The sequence below is a fragment of the Enterobacter cloacae complex sp. I2 genome (assembly GCF_014896205.1).
Taxonomy (GTDB): Bacteria; Pseudomonadota; Gammaproteobacteria; order Enterobacterales; family Enterobacteriaceae; genus Enterobacter; species Enterobacter quasihormaechei.
This window is the reverse complement of sequence record NZ_JADBRA010000011.1, coordinates 111,239-127,053: the sequence shown is the minus strand read 5'-3', so window position 1 is coordinate 127,053 and position 15,815 is coordinate 111,239. Positions and strand designations below refer to the sequence as shown.

Annotated in this window: 14 protein-coding genes and 1 pseudogene; 6 read left to right on the top strand and 9 right to left on the bottom strand. The window is 56.1% G+C overall.

The features are described 5' to 3' along the window. Positions 1-484: 484 nt before the first annotated feature. Positions 485-1,075, bottom strand: coding sequence for a bifunctional 2-polyprenyl-6-hydroxyphenol methylase/3-demethylubiquinol 3-O-methyltransferase UbiG (locus IM300_RS11715; RefSeq protein ID WP_193036593.1), 591 nt, complete (start codon positions 1,073-1,075; stop codon positions 485-487). Further along, a complete protein-coding gene (locus IM300_RS11710) occupies positions 1,075-2,088 on the bottom strand; it encodes an HNH endonuclease domain-containing protein (protein ID WP_193036591.1) in 1,014 nt (337 codons plus the stop codon). Before IM300_RS11710 ends, IM300_RS11715 begins: the two co-directional genes overlap by 1 nt. Before the next feature lie 637 nt (positions 2,089-2,725). Here IM300_RS11710 and IM300_RS11705 point away from each other — a divergent pair. From IM300_RS11705 to IM300_RS11690, 4 genes and pseudogenes are all read left to right on the top strand, one after another. Then, positions 2,726-3,242, top strand: a pseudogene (locus IM300_RS11705) (DUF2778 domain-containing protein). Further along, positions 3,223-3,741 carry a hypothetical protein gene (locus IM300_RS11700; RefSeq protein ID WP_193036589.1) on the top strand — a complete coding sequence of 173 codons (519 nt, stop codon included), beginning with the start codon at positions 3,223-3,225 and terminating at the stop codon, positions 3,739-3,741. Before IM300_RS11705 ends, IM300_RS11700 begins: the two are co-directional and overlap by 20 nt. 1 nt (position 3,742) lies before the next feature. Then, positions 3,743-4,228 carry an Hcp family type VI secretion system effector gene (locus IM300_RS11695; RefSeq protein WP_193036587.1) on the top strand — a complete coding sequence of 162 codons (486 nt, stop codon included), beginning with the start codon at positions 3,743-3,745 and terminating at the stop codon, positions 4,226-4,228. A gap of 442 nt (positions 4,229-4,670) precedes the next feature. Then, positions 4,671-5,138, top strand: a complete 468-nt coding sequence (locus IM300_RS11690) for a SymE family type I addiction module toxin (protein WP_074171839.1) — start codon at positions 4,671-4,673, stop codon at positions 5,136-5,138. 58 nt (positions 5,139-5,196) lie between these two features. On the opposite strand, the gene IM300_RS11685 is transcribed toward IM300_RS11690, so the two are convergent. From IM300_RS11685 to IM300_RS11675, 3 genes are all read right to left on the bottom strand, one after another. Next, a complete protein-coding gene (locus IM300_RS11685) occupies positions 5,197-5,568 on the bottom strand; it encodes a hypothetical protein (RefSeq protein ID WP_193036585.1) in 372 nt (123 codons plus the stop codon). A 574-nt stretch (positions 5,569-6,142) separates the two neighbouring features. Continuing rightward, positions 6,143-7,147: a tryptophan--tRNA ligase gene (gene trpS / locus IM300_RS11680; RefSeq protein ID WP_193036583.1), complete on the bottom strand. Its 1,005-nt coding sequence runs from the start codon at positions 7,145-7,147 to the stop codon at positions 6,143-6,145. A 194-nt stretch (positions 7,148-7,341) separates the two neighbouring features. Then, positions 7,342-8,352 (bottom strand): LacI family DNA-binding transcriptional regulator, encoded by a 1,011-nt coding sequence (locus IM300_RS11675; protein WP_193036581.1) that lies wholly within the window; start codon positions 8,350-8,352, stop codon positions 7,342-7,344. Between the two features lie 185 nt (positions 8,353-8,537). On the opposite strand from IM300_RS11675, the gene IM300_RS11670 reads away from it, so the two are divergent. Next, positions 8,538-9,626 (top strand): cellulase family glycosylhydrolase, encoded by a 1,089-nt coding sequence (locus tag IM300_RS11670; protein WP_193036579.1) that lies wholly within the window; start codon positions 8,538-8,540, stop codon positions 9,624-9,626. A 45-nt stretch (positions 9,627-9,671) separates the two neighbouring features. Then, positions 9,672-11,093, top strand: coding sequence for an MFS transporter (locus IM300_RS11665; protein ID WP_193036577.1), 1,422 nt, complete (start codon positions 9,672-9,674; stop codon positions 11,091-11,093). Here IM300_RS11665 and IM300_RS11660 read toward each other — a convergent pair. From IM300_RS11660 to IM300_RS11645, 4 genes are read right to left on the bottom strand one after another with little or no spacing between them, the layout of a single operon-like run. Then, positions 11,056-11,877 (bottom strand): alpha/beta fold hydrolase, encoded by an 822-nt coding sequence (locus IM300_RS11660; protein WP_193036576.1) that lies wholly within the window; start codon positions 11,875-11,877, stop codon positions 11,056-11,058. The genes IM300_RS11665 and IM300_RS11660 overlap by 38 nt on opposite strands. Before the next feature lie 30 nt (positions 11,878-11,907). Further along, positions 11,908-13,527, bottom strand: a complete 1,620-nt coding sequence (locus IM300_RS11655) for an MFS transporter (protein ID WP_193036574.1) — start codon at positions 13,525-13,527, stop codon at positions 11,908-11,910. After that, positions 13,524-13,931 carry a DoxX family protein gene (locus tag IM300_RS11650; RefSeq protein ID WP_063450788.1) on the bottom strand — a complete coding sequence of 136 codons (408 nt, stop codon included), beginning with the start codon at positions 13,929-13,931 and terminating at the stop codon, positions 13,524-13,526. Before IM300_RS11650 ends, IM300_RS11655 begins: the two co-directional genes overlap by 4 nt. After that, positions 13,931-15,802 carry an amidohydrolase gene (locus tag IM300_RS11645; RefSeq protein WP_193036572.1) on the bottom strand — a complete coding sequence of 624 codons (1,872 nt, stop codon included), beginning with the start codon at positions 15,800-15,802 and terminating at the stop codon, positions 13,931-13,933. Before IM300_RS11645 ends, IM300_RS11650 begins: the two co-directional genes overlap by 1 nt. Positions 15,803-15,815: the final 13 nt, after the last annotated feature.

Genomic DNA, 15,815 nt, shown 5'->3' with positions numbered 1-15,815 from the left:
AGCATTCTCCTTATAGTCAAGCGAGACAAGACATTAACGAATGTTTAATTTAAAAAACCTATTAGCGTACCCTCGAGGCGTTTGTATGGCAATCACTAATTTTTGTAGGTGGCCAGGAGAAACACTACTGATACATGACATATCAAATATTGATTAATTGCTTGATCATCATTGCTTTCATTTATGATTTCTAAGTAAAAGCAAATTTCACTTTAGTGAGGAGTAAATATAATATCTGAAAAACCACCTGTTACGCTATATAACAATTATGGTGATGGTTCAATAGTAAAATACGAAATTTGTATGACTTGTCAAAAAAAGAGAACGAGCTAAATGTTTGGACTATGAGTTTCTAAGTTCATTAGAGCTGCGATAACATCTTTGTTGAGGATAGATTGACATAGCCATTTATGTCGGCATGAAGATGAGATGTGTGCAACTCAACATATCAATATGAGTCCTTCACCAATAAGTAAAAGCCGCTCTAAAAAATAGTGTTTTTTTTATGCAATATCCCATTTAACCATCTCTCACTTCTTTCCGGCCGATAATCCTTCGTAACCCAAAGCGAAGTTATCGCCACATCTGTCATATTACTTATTCCCATCCGCAATCCCTCTTCATCCAGGTCCGTAAACCGTCTTTCACCCTGCACACGCTCACCAGTGCCATACTTAAACGACACGTACCAGACGCCGCCAGGCTTAAGCGCATCCGCAAGCTTCTGCATCACCGCAGGCAACTCAGAAGAGGGGACATGCAGCAAAGAGGCACAGCACCAGATCCCATCGTACTGCGCTTTAACGTCGACCTCTGAAAACGTCATCAGCTGCACGGGTAGCCCGGTATGTTGCCTTGCCAGCTCCACCATCGCGCAAGAGGCATCAAAAGCATCCACCTGATAACCCATCTCATGAAATGCTTTTGCGTCTCGTCCTGAACCGCAGCCCGCATCCAGAACTCGGGCACCGTGCGTCAGATGTTGGGTAAAGGCCTCGTAAAGCGGGGTCATATCGACATTGACCGTGCCATCGAAAAAATCCTGTGCGTGGTTCTGATAGTAGTGAAGTGTCATTAAAATGTTGCCTCGCCTTCCGCGTTGGGTTTCCAGCTATGGATAAGCTTGTCCAGCGCGGCCTGCCAGTTACGCTGGAGAAAGCTTTTACGTGCTTCAGGACGTTGCCCTGTCTGTAGAACAATCGTCTCATGTAACGGCAGTTTGCTCTGAATAAAATACTCATTGCGGGTGTGTAACCGCTGCAGGAGCCTGAGCTCGGGAATGCGTGCAGATTTGCCTTCAACGCCACGGTTACAGCACCGACAGGCCAGCACTAAATTCCATACGCCGTTAATATTGCTCACTTCATGGCGGGCAGCCCAGGGAATAAAGTGGTCGACGTCCGCCAGTTCTGCGTCTCCCGGTACCAGACTGATGGACTTGAAGCAGTAAAAACACCGTCCTTTCTGGTATCCATTCAGGCTGTCGCGGCAGCTGGTGATGTCTACGCGACGCGCGTTCACCCTCGTGAACAACAGCTGATTATCTTCGTCGAACTCTACGCCTACAAGGTTACGCGATATCCCCATCGACCAGGCCTGTTCCACCAGGTTCCAGCGGGCATTGGTTTCAAAGGCGAGGTTTTTATACTGCAGGCGTTCGCCCAGTTTAAAGAAGTTATCCGTCAGGCGGATCCCGTTGTTAGTTTTGCGCTCATCAAGGAAAAAACGTTTATCGATCTCGCCCTGGTTCACGTAATGAAAGGCATCAATCACGTTGTTAAAGCCAAGGCGCACCGTCGCTTCAATGAGCTGGGCGTGGGTGATTTCGCCTCTGTTGAACTTCAGACAGGTTTCCAGAAATTGGCTGCTGCGGGAGGTGATCTGTTTTGGCGCATGCTTCAGGTGCTCGCAAAGATAGCGGCTGAACGGCACGGCAAGCTGGTCGAGCGTTATCAAATCGCTGCCCGTCTTATCCACTTCATACAACGCCGACGCCAGCGCAAATTTGTAAGATGCGACGTTCCTTCCAAAGAGGATCACACCACGCCAGTAGTTCTCAAGCGTCGGATCGGCCTGATAAAATTCCATCGATGAAGTCCTGTTACGGTTGGCTGGGCAGGGCGTTACTAAAGCCTGTAACAGGATCACATAACAAAATCAGGGTGATGTAAATCGTTAATCTATAGGTTTGATGAATTTTTGTGGGATCTGAGAAGAAAGGCTGGATGCGATGAATTTGTCGTCTAAGGTACTTTAGCGAATGAATAGATTTCTGGATGAGGAAAATAAGACTGATTTTCAAGCCAGCGATTTACCAGTATCCCCCAAACCCATTTCCTGAATCCCCATCGTATTTCCCAATTTTACCTATCGCAAAACCGCTGTATTTATATTCAGTTCTGTATAATAGGCAGCAGTAATTACGCCAGTCGGAAAAACGCCTCTTCATGGGGATGTCCTCATGTGGCTTATGAAGACATAACTAACATCAGGGAGCAGGTCACTCTGCCAGTGGTTCGGTCTTGCCCCTGAGGGTACATGGTCAACTTGATAAACTTCGCTTCCTAAACACCTCTGATGTTACCGCCTAACGGCCTTACACGTTGTCTTACCACCAACGAGCTATTGTCTGAAAATCAGAGGTCTCTCGGAAGAAAATCTTCTTGTGTCCGATTGCGTAGGAGTACGATAAGCCAACAAATCATTATAGATAAAAGGATTATCTATGGCTCTACATGGAAAGTTCGTAATTAATGATGCGTACTACTCCCCCGTTATCGTTTCCTGGAATAGGCACGTTTTTAGCTTTCTCTGGTAATGGTGCTTACCGTAATCGTGGGGCATGTGGAATGATCCCCAAAGAGGGGCCAGCACCAGTGGGTAAATACTGGATTGTTGACCGCCCTCAGGGTGGACTCAAGTCACAGCTAAACACAGTGGGAAGAGACATTTATAATCACTTCGCCAATGGTGCAACATTCAAACATTCTGAATGGTTCGCATTATGGCGTGATGATTGGGGGATCGACGATTACACATGGGTTGAGAGCGTTCAGCGTGGCAATTTCCGTTTGCATCCTGGCGTACTATCAGAAGGTTGTATCACTCTCCCACATGATTCTGATTTTGCCATGTTGCGTAATGCTCTGTTGAGAAGCCAGAGAATATATGTTCCTTGCATGAGGAAGCTACAGGCATACGGCACGATTGAGGTGATCTCCAATGGCAAAACATGCCCTTAGTTTATTCATCAAGATAGTGCTGTTCGCTGTTGTTGTGCTGATCGTTGCTGAAATAGTTCCGCATGATGGATTAGTTAATTCTATTACGGGGCTTTTCGATTTCCAGAGCGCCGACAAGTTTACCCGCTTCATTTTGGGTGAACCTGATTTAGAAGTTTGGGAATCGTTAGACGGCTATTTTAGCATCTTAATCAATACATTAATCAGCGTACCTGTCATGAGCGCCATAACCACGGCGTACAGTGGCGCGACACACAAAGTTAGTCCAGCTGGCATCCCCAGAGAGTGGTTCAATTCCACATTGCGACGGTTAGCTAAAATCTTCGGGTTTACCTTCCTGTTTTGGGCGCTATTTCGCTTGCTGCCTTATCAGTCTTTATTCCCGGATCAAACGTATTCAAATTTCACAATAGCGGCGATTGTGGGCTTTCAGTTGCTCTTAACGATTGTTTGCTACTGGTTCATCACGAAGAAAATCACAACTAAAAGGAGTTTGTAAAATGCCTATTCCGGCTTACATGTGGATTAAGGACGATGGCGGCGCAGACATTAAAGGAGCTGTAGACGTTCAGGAGCGTGAGGGGAGTATAGAGATTGTTGGCTTTAGTCATGGTCTGAACATTCCAGTAGACAGTGCCAACGGGAAGATTACTGGCAAGCGTTCACATTCTCCGATGATGATTGAAAAGGAGTTTGATAGCTCCAGCCCGTACCTATACAAAGCCGTTGCCACCGGTCAAACGTTGAAAAGTGCGGAGATTCGCTGGTATCGCATTAACCATGCAGGACAAGAAGAGTGCTACTTCGTCATGACCATTGAGGGTGTGAAAGTGACGGGCATTAACCCAGGGATGCCAAACGCTAAGATGACAGGAAACTCGCAGATCAACCACATGGAATCTGTTTCCCTGATGTATGACAAAATCACCTGGCGTTATGTTGATGGTAATGTCCAGTATACGGACGATTGGAACGTAAGAGCGTAACAAATAGAACGGAGGCATTGAGTGCCTCCTCTTTATTAACGCTTATCCTCCCAAAGGAGCCTGTCCGTAATGCTGTGTAACTGCCATCGTATTAAAGGTGAACGCTCAGTCGGTCACCGAACTTGATAATAAAATGACTCATTGCCAGCCCGCAGATCGGCGAATGGTTGCTCTGAGGTCCATGCGGGCGCTCACCTTATATTCTGATAGTCCTCGCTGCGTAATTTCCCTGACCCAACCCTTTTCCTGAATCCCCCTCGCAAAAATCAAATTTACCTCACCCAAAACCGCTGTATTTATATTCAGCCCTGTATAATGGTCACCAGAATTTACGCCAATCGGCAAAGGAAGTATCAAAGAGAATTTAACAAGGAATTCGCGATATGAAGGTGCTGCAACACCCCCATACCGCTAACCACCAACAACTACGGAGAAGTTGAAAATGGCTGCGACGAATTTTAAGCCAGAGTTTACTGTTTGCAAAACAGAATCAGACGCTTTCACCGGCATGATTGAAAACCGCGAGCTGGTACGCAAAAACAGCGCCCGCCGTCTTCACGGCAACCCGCCTAACGCGGCGCCCGTCCATCCCCGCGCGGAAACGCCGCAGGACAGTGCCGCTTGCTGCGAACTGTATGCGCGCATAGACATGAAATATCTTCTGCTGGGCGGTGAATGGTTAACCCGTGCAGGCTTTATCAACGGTATGCCGGTGAAAATCCGCGCCATGAAAGACTGCATTGTGATTACGCCGCAGCATACAAGAGAACTATGGGGATGCCTGGAGGGTATGAGTGTGGTGAATATTAATAAGCAGAAAGTCGCGCAGTGGCTGAAGACCTTTCCGGGAGCGCTGAATGATACGGGTGATGTTCCGGTGATTAAGCGTGGGAGTGGGAAGGCCGTTTAAACTAAAGACTAACGAGTGCGGGCATATGAGCACATGCCCGCACTATGCCAAAAGTCACTCAATAATGATGTACTTGTTCTTTCACTGCCTTAACCAGTACAGCATGGAGTTCGCCAACGGTTAAATCGCGTATCACAGGTTCGGGTATGCCTCGTAGCCTGCGAATCAAACGGCAGATACCAAAGTAATCTATGCCCTCGGTGCTAAAAAGAAACTCGTTTTCAGCGAGGGATAAAGTTTTCTCATAGCCATCTTCTTCAGTGACAAGCGTAACGCCAAACGCTTCCTCGCAGTCTTCTATCAGGGCATCGCCATCCATGCCGCATATATCGAGGTCGGCTTCGATTAGGGTGTTCTCATCAATGCGCTTGCGATGATGTCCCGAGGACTGACGTACAACCTCAATGACCTGCGAAAGAGTGGGGTACATTATGTTGGATTCCGTGGGTGAAAAAATGACGTAGACACTTATTAATAGACCGAGTTAACGCCTGGGACTGATTATTGATGGTACAAAGAAAATCAAAATAATCCACGCAAACATCCCAATGATTTTTAACGGCCAGGGTTCGAATACATCAAAGCACACAATTGCTCCTATAACTAATAGTGGTCCTCCCAATAATTCCAGTATTCCTTCTAAGATAGATAACTTATGAGGCAATACACGATTCAGTAAAACGGCCATGAAATGTGCGCATCCTAAAGTGATGATTATAGCTATAGTGCATTCTTTCCAGTTATCAGTGACGCCCACGCATATGAGGCATAACACAATTACAAAAACACAAAGTAACGTATTCAGCATGGGAATAATAAACTTACTCATAGCAGTTGCCGTGGCGTTTAAAATATTAAGAGTCTATAAATATAGCGCTCTTAACAAAATAACAAACGACAATGGCTAATAATGCATTTAAGAATTTATTGCGCCTTGCTTATTTCCGCAATAATCAAGATAGCGGCTTCATGCTAATCCCCCGCATTCCACCGCTAAATCGACTTTAACTAAACACCGGCACCCCCAGCCCCACCTTCACCTCCCTCAACGTCTCCTGCGTCACCCCCTGCGCCCGTTCGGTTCCGCGCTTCAGCATCGCCATCAGCTCCCCCTTGTCCTGCATATACATCGCCCTCCGCTCCCGCATCGGCCCAATCAGCTCTTGCAAACACCCCTCCAGCTCGTTCTTGCACGCCCGGTCGCCCAGCCCGCCTGCTTGATAGTGCGCCTTCATCGCCGCCACTTTCTCCTTGTCCGGATGAAACGCGTCGAGATACGTAAACACCACGTTCCCCTCAATCTGGCCCGGGTCGCTTACCTTCAGGTGGTTCGGGTCGGTGTACATGGCGCTGACCGCACGATGAATCGTCTCTTCACTGGCCGAAAGGTGCAGCGTGTTGCCCAACGATTTCGACATCTTGGCGCTGCCGTCGATACCGGGCAGGCGGCTGGTGTCGCTCAGCATTGCCCTGCAATGGCGCAGCACCGGGGCGGGCAGCAGACTGTTCATCTTGTGCACAATCTCGTTGGTCTGCTCAATCATTGGCAGCTGGTCGTCGCCGACGGGCACGCACTCGGCCTTGAACGCGGTGATGTCCGCCGCCTGGCTGATGGGGTAGGCCATAAACCCGACTGGCAGCGAGCGGGCAAAGCCCTTTTGCGCAATCTCGTTTTTCACCGTCGGGTTACGCTCCACGCGGGCGACGGTGACGATGTTCATATACAGCATCGTCAGCTCGGCAAGGGCGGGCAGGGCGGACTGGAGGCAGATCGTGGTCAGGTTCGGGTCGATACCGGCGGCGAGGTAGTCGGCCAGCACTTCGGGGATGTTGTCGCGAATTTTTTGCGGGTTGCTGCCGTTGTCGGTCAGCCCCTGAAGGTCGGCAATCAGCACAAACTGGTTGTGCGTATGCTGGAGCGCCACGCGCTGGCGCAGCGATCCGACGAAGTGGCCGAGATGCAGCGGGCCGGTTGGGCGATCGCCGGTGAGGATGGTTGGTGCGTTCATAAAGACTCCTTAATGTGCAATTGCCGAAAGGGGTCTTAGATGTGAGAAAGCCGCCTTTCGGCGGCTATCTGAAAATGGGGAAAACTACTCCGGGCCGCCTTTAAGAAGGCAGCCACCAGCGTTTAACGGTGAGTACGGCGGAGCGTGTGTTCATCCAGTTAACCTATCATGCGAAAGCGCAGGGGTAAAGCGCCTCAGGCGCCGCTGCTTGAGGCACGCACCTTCAGCCTGCCCGCCAGCGTCACGTGCGTGGCGGCATCTTCCTGATTGCACAGGTACTCCACCGCCAGCCGTCCCAGCTCGCTGTAGGGCAGCTGGATACTGGTCAGCGGCGGGGTGAGCTGCTCGGAAATCTTCTGGTCGTCGTAGCCCGCCAGCAGCATGTCCTGCGGAATGCGCACGCCGTTCACCGCCAGCGCCTGATAGCAACCAATCGCCAGCCAGTCGCTGGCGCAGAAGATGGCGTCCGGGCGCTCGGCCAGTTCCAGCAGGGCCGTGGTCGCGGTAAAGGACTCGCTGAACTGCCAGTTGGTCTGGCGCACCAGGCCGTCGTCGCACGCGAGTCCGGCCTGCTGCAGCGCGGCCCGGTAGCCCGCCAGACGCTGGCGGGAGGCCTCCATCCAGCTCTCCCCGGTGATGTGGGCGATGCGCGTGGCCCCGCAGGCGATTAGGTGTCTGGTGACCTGAAAAGCGTTGGCGTAATCGTCCGGGATAAACGACGGCAGCAGCGGCGAGCCGGGGTCTCGCTGGTTGAGTAGCACCAGCGGGATGCGGGTGCAGTCGTGAAACGCCGTCATGTCCACCAGCGTGGTGACCGGAGAGGCGAGAATAATCCCGATGCAGTTGCGCTTCTCCAGTTGGCGGATAATGTTCAGCGCCAGCTCCACGTCGTCACCGTAGTCGTAGACGGTGAGCAGGGTCTCGTTGCGCCACGCCGCTTCCCGCGCCTGGCTGATGGCGTCGATAAACGGGTCGAAGCTCTGCAACGAGCTGACGAGCAGGGCGATCTCCTCCTGGTTGCGCGGGGCGTGAACTGCGGGGAGGCGGTCGTAGCCGAGCTCGGTGGCGACGCTAATCACCCGCTGTCGGGTGTCGTCGCTGAGCTTGATGTTGCGGGACTGGTTAAGTACCAGCGATACCGTCGCCTGCGACACCCCCGCCGCCCGCGCAATATCGTTCATCGTTACCTTCGTTTTTCGCTTCATCCGTCCTCTCCCTTTCGCGACTTCGCATCATACCCTAACCGCACGCTTTAGCGCCGTCGATCACGTTTCTCATTCATCGAAGCGTGAACTTTGTGAGGGGCATCGCTTTTCAGAGCGCCGCGGTTTGCGCATTTATTCCGCAGCTAATATTTATTAGCTAAACATTATCAGTAAGAGGGCGCGTAATGAAAGAGCAGTGGAGCAGGGAGCAGGCGCAGGCGTGGTATCAGCAGAAGGGCTGGCTGTGCGGGTTTAACTATCTGCCGTCGACGGCGGTGAACTGGACCGATATCTGGCAGGAGGAGACCTTCGATGCTGCAACCATCGAGCGCGAGCTGGGCTGGGCGGCGGAGGCGGGCTACAACACCCTGCGCATCAACCTGCCGTTTATCGTCTGGGAGCACGACCGCGACGGGCTGATGGCGCGTATCGATCGTTTTTTGACGATTGCCGACGGTCACGGGTTCAGCACCATGCTGACCCTGATGGACGACTGCGGCTTCTCCGGCGACGAGCCGTATCTCGGGCCGCAAAAGCCGCCCGTGCCGGGCAAGCACAACAGCCAGGCGGCGGCGAGCCCGGGGCGCGACAAGGTGTGCGATCCCGACTGCTGGCCAGACATTGAACGCTATATCCGCGACGTTGTCCGCCAGTTCCGCGACGATAAGCGCGTGCTGCTGTGGGATCTTTATAACGAGCCGGGCAACCGCGGCATTTTCGCGACCGGCACGCAGGAGGTGCAGTACGACGCGAAGCTGGAAACCTGCGCCCACGAACTGATGAAGCTCGCGTTTCGCTGGGTGCGCGAGGAAGACCCGACCCAGCCGCTCACCGTCTGCGCGTGGCGTCTGCCTGCGGAAGAAGAAGGCGAGACGTTCTTCCAGCATCCGCTGGACCAGACTGCGCTGGCGCTCTCGGACGTGGTGAGCTTCCACGCCTACACCCACACCGGGCGCATGACGGCGATTATCCAGCAGCTACAGGCGCTGGGCCGCCCCATCTTCTGCACCGAATGGCTGGCGCGCCATGTGGGCAGCACCATTGAAGAGCAGCTTCCGCTGATGTACATGGCGAAGGTCGCGCCGTACCAGTGGGGGCTGGTGCGCGGCAAAACCCAGACGTGGCTGCCGTGGCCGGTGGTGATGAAGGAGTCCACAGACTACTGCCGCTTCTGGTTCCACGACGTGTTTGAGGAGAACGGTATCCCGTTCTCGCGCGCTGAAATCGCGCTGATGCAGAAGCTACGCAAAATCGCCCCGAAGGTGCAGGGCTAATAATAACGACCCGGCGCGCTGTCGCCGGGCAACCTGGTACGCACTATGGCAACGACAATGAAAATACCGTCTCGCGAGTTATGGTCTTATTTTGGCTATGGTTTAGGTCAGTGTTTTAGCTTTGGTTTAGTGGGTTCGTTTATTAACTATTTTTACACCGACGTGCTGGGGATCTCGGCGCTGGCGGCGAGCACCATCTTCCTGATTGCCCGTGCGTGGGACGCGGTTCACGATCCGCTGTTTGCCAGCATTATGGACACCATTAACAGCCGGTTCGGCAAGTTTCGCCACTTTTTGCTGATCGCGCCGCTGCTGATTACCGGCGTCACGCTGCTGTCGTTCTATAAAATCGAAGCGGACATGACCACCAAAATCCTCTACGCCGGGGTGACCTACATCCTGTGGGGGACGCTGTACGCCATCTCCGATATCCCGTTCTGGTCGATGTCGTCGGTGATGACCAACGACTCCGGCCAGCGCACCCGCGCGGTAACGGCGGCGATGCTCGGGGTGAACGCGGGGATTGCCTGCGCCAACATCTTTTTCCCGAAGCTGGCAGCGTTTTTCGCCCAGTACAGCAACGATAAAGGCTACTTTATGGCGGCGCTGGTGATGATGCTGGTGGGCCTGCCGCTGATGCTCAACGGCTTTATGCAGATCAAAGAGCGCGTGCCGCCGAGCCCGGAAAAGGTGACGATGCGCGACACCTTCCACAACCTGCGCCAGAACAAGCCGCTGTTTATCGTCCTGCTGTCGTTCTTCTTCTGCGTGTTTCACAACGTCGCGGGCGGGCTGTATATCTATTTCTTTATCAACAATATGGGCGACGGCAGCCTGCAAATGGCCATTGGCATGATGGGCATTGTGGCGGCGGTGCTGTGCCTGGTCGCACCGATGCTGACGCGCCGGATGCAAAAGCGGAAGCTGTTTATGATCCTCTGCGGGCTGGACGTGGCGGTGCGCGTGGTGATGTGGTTTGTTGGCTATCAGCAGGTGACGATGCTGTTTATTCTGCTCGGCCTGAGCACGCTATTCGTGATGATGACCAACATTCTTACCTCGTCGATGATTGCTGACACCATCGAGTACGCGGAGTACCACACCCACAAGCGCTGCGCGGCGATCACCTTCTCCGGGCAGACCTTTACCGGCAAGATGTCGGTGGCGGTGGGCGGCGGGCTCATCGGCGTGTTCCTGACGATGATTGGCTACGTACCGCAGGCGCAAATCCAGAGCGAAGGCGTGCTATCGGGGCTGTTCTTCGGGATCTGCCTGCTGCCGGCGATAGGTTCGCTGATCCGCATGGGCTTTATGTCGCGCTTTACCTTCACCGAGGAGAAGCACGCGGAGATTTGTCGGCTGCTGGCGGAGCGGAACGCGTCTGCGAAAGCGCCGGGTGGCGGCTGCGCCTTACCCGGCCTACAGAAAATTACAGCGACTTCACAAACGCCAGCAGATCTTCGTTGAGCTGGTCCTGGTGGGTCAGCGCGAAGCCGTGCGGGGCGTTGTCGTACACCTTCAGCGTGGCGTTGTTGATCATCTCCGCCGCCAGCTTGCCGGTGGTTTCAAACGGTACGATCTGGTCGTTGCTGCCGTGGATCACCAGCGTCGGTACGTCTATTTTCGCCATATCCGGGCGGAAGTCGGTCTCGGCGAAGGCGGTCACGCAGTCGATGGTGCCCTTAAGCGACGCCAGCAGGGCGATGTTCAGCGTCTGCGTCAGAGCACCCGCAGAAACGGTCTGCCCGGCGTTGGTGCCGTAGAACGGAGTGGCGAAATCGCTGATGAACTGGGCGCGATCTTTACGCAGTCCGTCGCGAATACCGTCGAACACGCTCTGATCCACGCCTTCCGGGTAGCTATCGGATTTGCCGAAAATCGGCGTTACCGCGCCCAGCAGCGCAAGCCCGGCCACGCGTTCGCTGCCGTAGTTGTTGATGTAGCGCGTCACGTCGCCGCCGCCCATGGAGAAGCCCACCAGCGTCACGTCGCGCAGATCCAGAGTGGTAATCAGATCGTTAATGTCGGACGCAAAGGTGTCGTAGTCGTAGCCGTTCCACGGCTGTTCGGAGCGGCCAAACCCGCGACGGTCAAAGGCGATGGCGCGAAAGCCGCGCTCCGCCAGGTAGTTCAGCTGGCTGTCCCACATATCGCCGTCCAGCGGCCAGCCGTGACTGAAGAGGATCGGTTTGCCCGCGCCGCAGTCTTTGTAGTAAATCTGCGTGCCGTCTTTTGCCTTAAACGTTGCCATAGTGTGTTCCTGTACAGGTGATGGTTATGGTTATACCGGCGCGACCAGGTAGCGAATTGCCGGTGATGTTGTGCCCTGATGAAAAGCCAGAACGCGGCTTTGCAACAGGAGGTCATTCATGGTGTGGCGTTCCTGCTGGCGCAGATGCTCAATCCACGAGCCCATCAGGAAAGTCTCGATAAACAGCCCCGGACGTTCGATATCCTCGTACACCGCCCAGCTCATCGCCCCGGCGCGGCGGCGCACCCGGCGTAGCTCGTGCACGGCCTGCAAAAACGCTTTCGCGTTCTGTGGGTCGATGATGTACTCGTGCGACACCAGCACCGGGCCGCGCTCGTTCGGGAGTTCAATCTCCACGCCGTCCAGCGGCTGGCCGCTGAGGTCGAGGTTCAGGTCAGGATCTTTCTCCAGCTTCCAGCGGAACACCGTCGCGCTCGCCAGCACCATCCCCAGCGTGGCGACAACCAGCGAGGTCGGGGTGCCAAACTGCGAGGCGAGCTGGCCCCAGACGGCGCTGCCTGCGGACATCGAGCCGAAGAACACCGTCAGATAAACCGCCAGCGCGCGGGCCTTCACCCAGCGGGCGGCGCTGCGCTGCGCGCCGAGGTTAAGCGTCGAGAGCACCGCAATCCACGCGAAGCCGGTAAAGAACTCAAACAGGTTCAGCAGCCAGAAGTGGCGCACGAACGCCAGCGCCAGCATGGTGATTGCAAACGTCAGGCTGGCGGCCACCATCAGGCGGTCGGCGTTCAGCCGCTGGCGCAGGCGCGGCAGCAGGATGGCTCCGGCAATCGCCCCCAGGCCGATACACGCCAGCATCACGCCGTACCCCGCCGGGCCTAAGCCCAGCTCGCGGCGCGCCACCAGCGGCAGTAACGCCCAGCCCGCGCTGCCGAAAACGAAGAAGGCCACGGTCCGCACCAGCACGTTACGCAGCACCGGCGCGGCGTGCACGTAGCGGATGCCGGACCGCACCGCAGAGAAGAAGTGCTCCGGCGGCAGGCGCTGCACGGACGGCGCCGGACGCCAGCGCCACAGCACCCACGCCACGCCCATTACGGAGAGCGCGTTCAGGGCAAATACCATCCACGGCCCGGCCAGCGACAGCAGAAAACCGCCCAGCGCGGGGCCAATCGCCCGGCTGATGTTGACCCCGAGCGAGTTAAGCGCCACGGCGGAACCCAGCTCGGGCTTGCTCACCAGGTCAGGCACAATCGCCTGGAACGGCGGCGAGCTCATGGCCGCGCCCACGCTCAGCAGAAACGTTGCCGCCAGCAGAACGGTGGGGGTGACGTGTCCGGTAAAAGAGAGCACCGTCAGCCCAGCGGCGGCGATGAACACCCACAGCTGGGAGAAGAGCAGGTATTTACGCCGGTCGACAATGTCCGCCATCACCCCGGACGGCAGGGCGAAGAGGAACATCGGCAGGCTGCTGGCCGCCTGCACCAGCGCGATATCCAGCGGATCGGCGCTGAGCGTCAGCATGCTCCAGTTGATGCCGACGTCGCTCATCCATGAGCCGACGTTAGAGACCACCGTGGCGATCCACAGCATGCGGAACACCGGCTGGCTCAGCGGCTGCCATGGCGAAACCGTTGGTGCGGGCGTCGTCTCGACGTGTGCGTCGCGAACGTCGTTAACCTGGGTCATGCGAACCTCTCCGTCGCCTTACGCTGCAACCGCCACTGGCCTGGCCCGGTGAGGGCGAGAGTGGTGAAGATAATCAGCAGCAGCCAGCCAAACTGCCCCTCGGCAATCGACCAGCCCGGGTGGACCACCAGCATCGCCACCAGCAGCACGGCGATAATCGGCAGGCACGCCAGGCGGGTGTAGACGCCTGCAATGATAAACAGCGGGCAGATGACCTCGGCGACGATCGCCGGGATCAGGCTGGCATACGGCCCGAAGCCAAACGGATCTTCGATGCGCGTCAGCTCTTCGCTAAAGTGGAGCACCTTCGGCAGGCCGTGCACGTAAAGCAACAGCAGGCTGCCGGTCAGGCGCAGGAAAAACAGCCCCGGATCGATCCGGGGCGAAGCGTCATAATGTTTCATCAGAATGCAAAGCAGCTGCAACCCAGCGCCCCCCAGAAAGCGTTATCGTCGGATACCGGCATCTCTGACGTGCGGGCAAAATCATGCTGGTGGCTGTGAACCCCGCACGGGCCGCTACAGTGGTGAGCCACACTCATACCCACGCGTGCGGCCTGCGGCGGCGCGCTGCGGTAGTGGCCGGGCACTTTCACCACCGGGGACCACTCGGGCAGGACCGGAATGGCCGGCGGCGCGAGCGGGCCAAAGGTGCCTGCGGCATAGACGATATCGCCGTTCACCACGGTGAGGACGGACTCAATGCCCTTGATCTCCTCTTCCGGCACGCGGAAGTAGTCTTTGCTGAGCACCGCCAGATCCGCGAGCTGGCCCGCTTTAATCTGCCCCTTCTGATTCTGCTCGCTGGAGAACCACGCGCTGCCCTGGGTCCAGAGCATCAGGGCGGTATCGCGATCCAGACGGGCGCTGTGATCGTACATCTGCATCCCGCCAACGGTACGACCAGAGACCAGCCAGTAGAGCGCGGTCCACGGGTTGTAGCTCGCCACGCGGGTGGCGTCGGTCCCTAAGCCCACCGGCACGCCGGTCTCAAGCATTTTGGCCACCGGCGGCGTGTGGCGGGTAGCTTCAATGCCGTAGCGCTCGGCAAAGTACTCGCCCTGGAAGGCCATGCGATGCTGCACGGCAATGCCGCCGCCCAGGTCTTTGATGCGGTCGATATTGGCCTGCGATACGGTTTCGGCGTGGTCGAAGAACCAGTGCAGCCCGTTGAACGGAATGTCGCGGTTCACCTTCTCGAACACGTCCAGCATGCGGCTGATGGATTCGTTGTAGGTGGCGTGCAGGCGGAACGGCCAGCGGTGCTCCACCAGATGGCGCACCACGCGCTCCAGCTCGTCCTCCATGCCCGGCGCGAGATCCGGGCGCGGCTCGAGGAAATCTTCAAAGTCGGCGGCGGAGAAGACCAGCATCTCGCCCGCGCCGTTGTGGCGGAAGAAGTCGCTGCCCTGGCCCGGCGTGAGCATGTCGGTCCATTTTTCAAAGTCTTCCAGCTCGTGGCCCGGACGCTGGGTAAACAGGTTATAGGCGATGCGGATGGTCATCTGCTTTTTCTCGTGCAGCTCGGCAATCACCTCGTAATCTTCCGGGTAGTTCTGGAAGCCACCGCCTGCGTCGATGGCGCTGGTCAGCCCCAGGCGATTCAGCTCGCGCATAAACTGGCGCGTGGAGTTGACCTGCTGCTCCAGCGGCAGCTTCGGCCCTTTGGCGAGGGTTGAATAGAGGATCATGGCGTTCGGGCGGGCGATCAGCATCCCGGTCGGGTTGCCGTTGGCGTCGCGCTGGATCTCGCCGCCCGGCGGGTTCGGCGTATCCTTGGTATAGCCAACCACCTTCAGCGCGGCGCGGTTGAGCAGGGCGCGGTCGTACAGGTGCAGAATGAAGACCGGGGTATCCGGCGCGGCGTCGTTAATCTCATCCAGCGTCGGCATGCGGCGCTCGGCAAACTGGAACTCGCTCCAGCCGCCCACCACGCGTACCCACTGCGGCGACGGCGTGCGCAGGGCCTGCTCTTTCAGCATGCGCAGGGCGTCTGCCAGCGACGGCACGCCTTCCCAGCGCAGCTCAAGGTTGTAGTTCAGCCCGCCGCGGATAAGGTGCAGGTGCGAGTCGTTCAGGCCGGGGATGGCGGTGTGGCCTTTCAAATCAACCACCTTAGTGCCGTCGCAGTGGTGTTGCATCACCTCGGCGACGGTACCCACTTCCAGAAATTTCCCGTCGCGCACGGCAACGGCCCCCGCGAGGGGATTCTCGCGATCGACGGTGTGAAACTGGCCGTTAACCAGAATGAGATCGGCTTTACCGAGGGTAACCATAATAGCTCCAGAC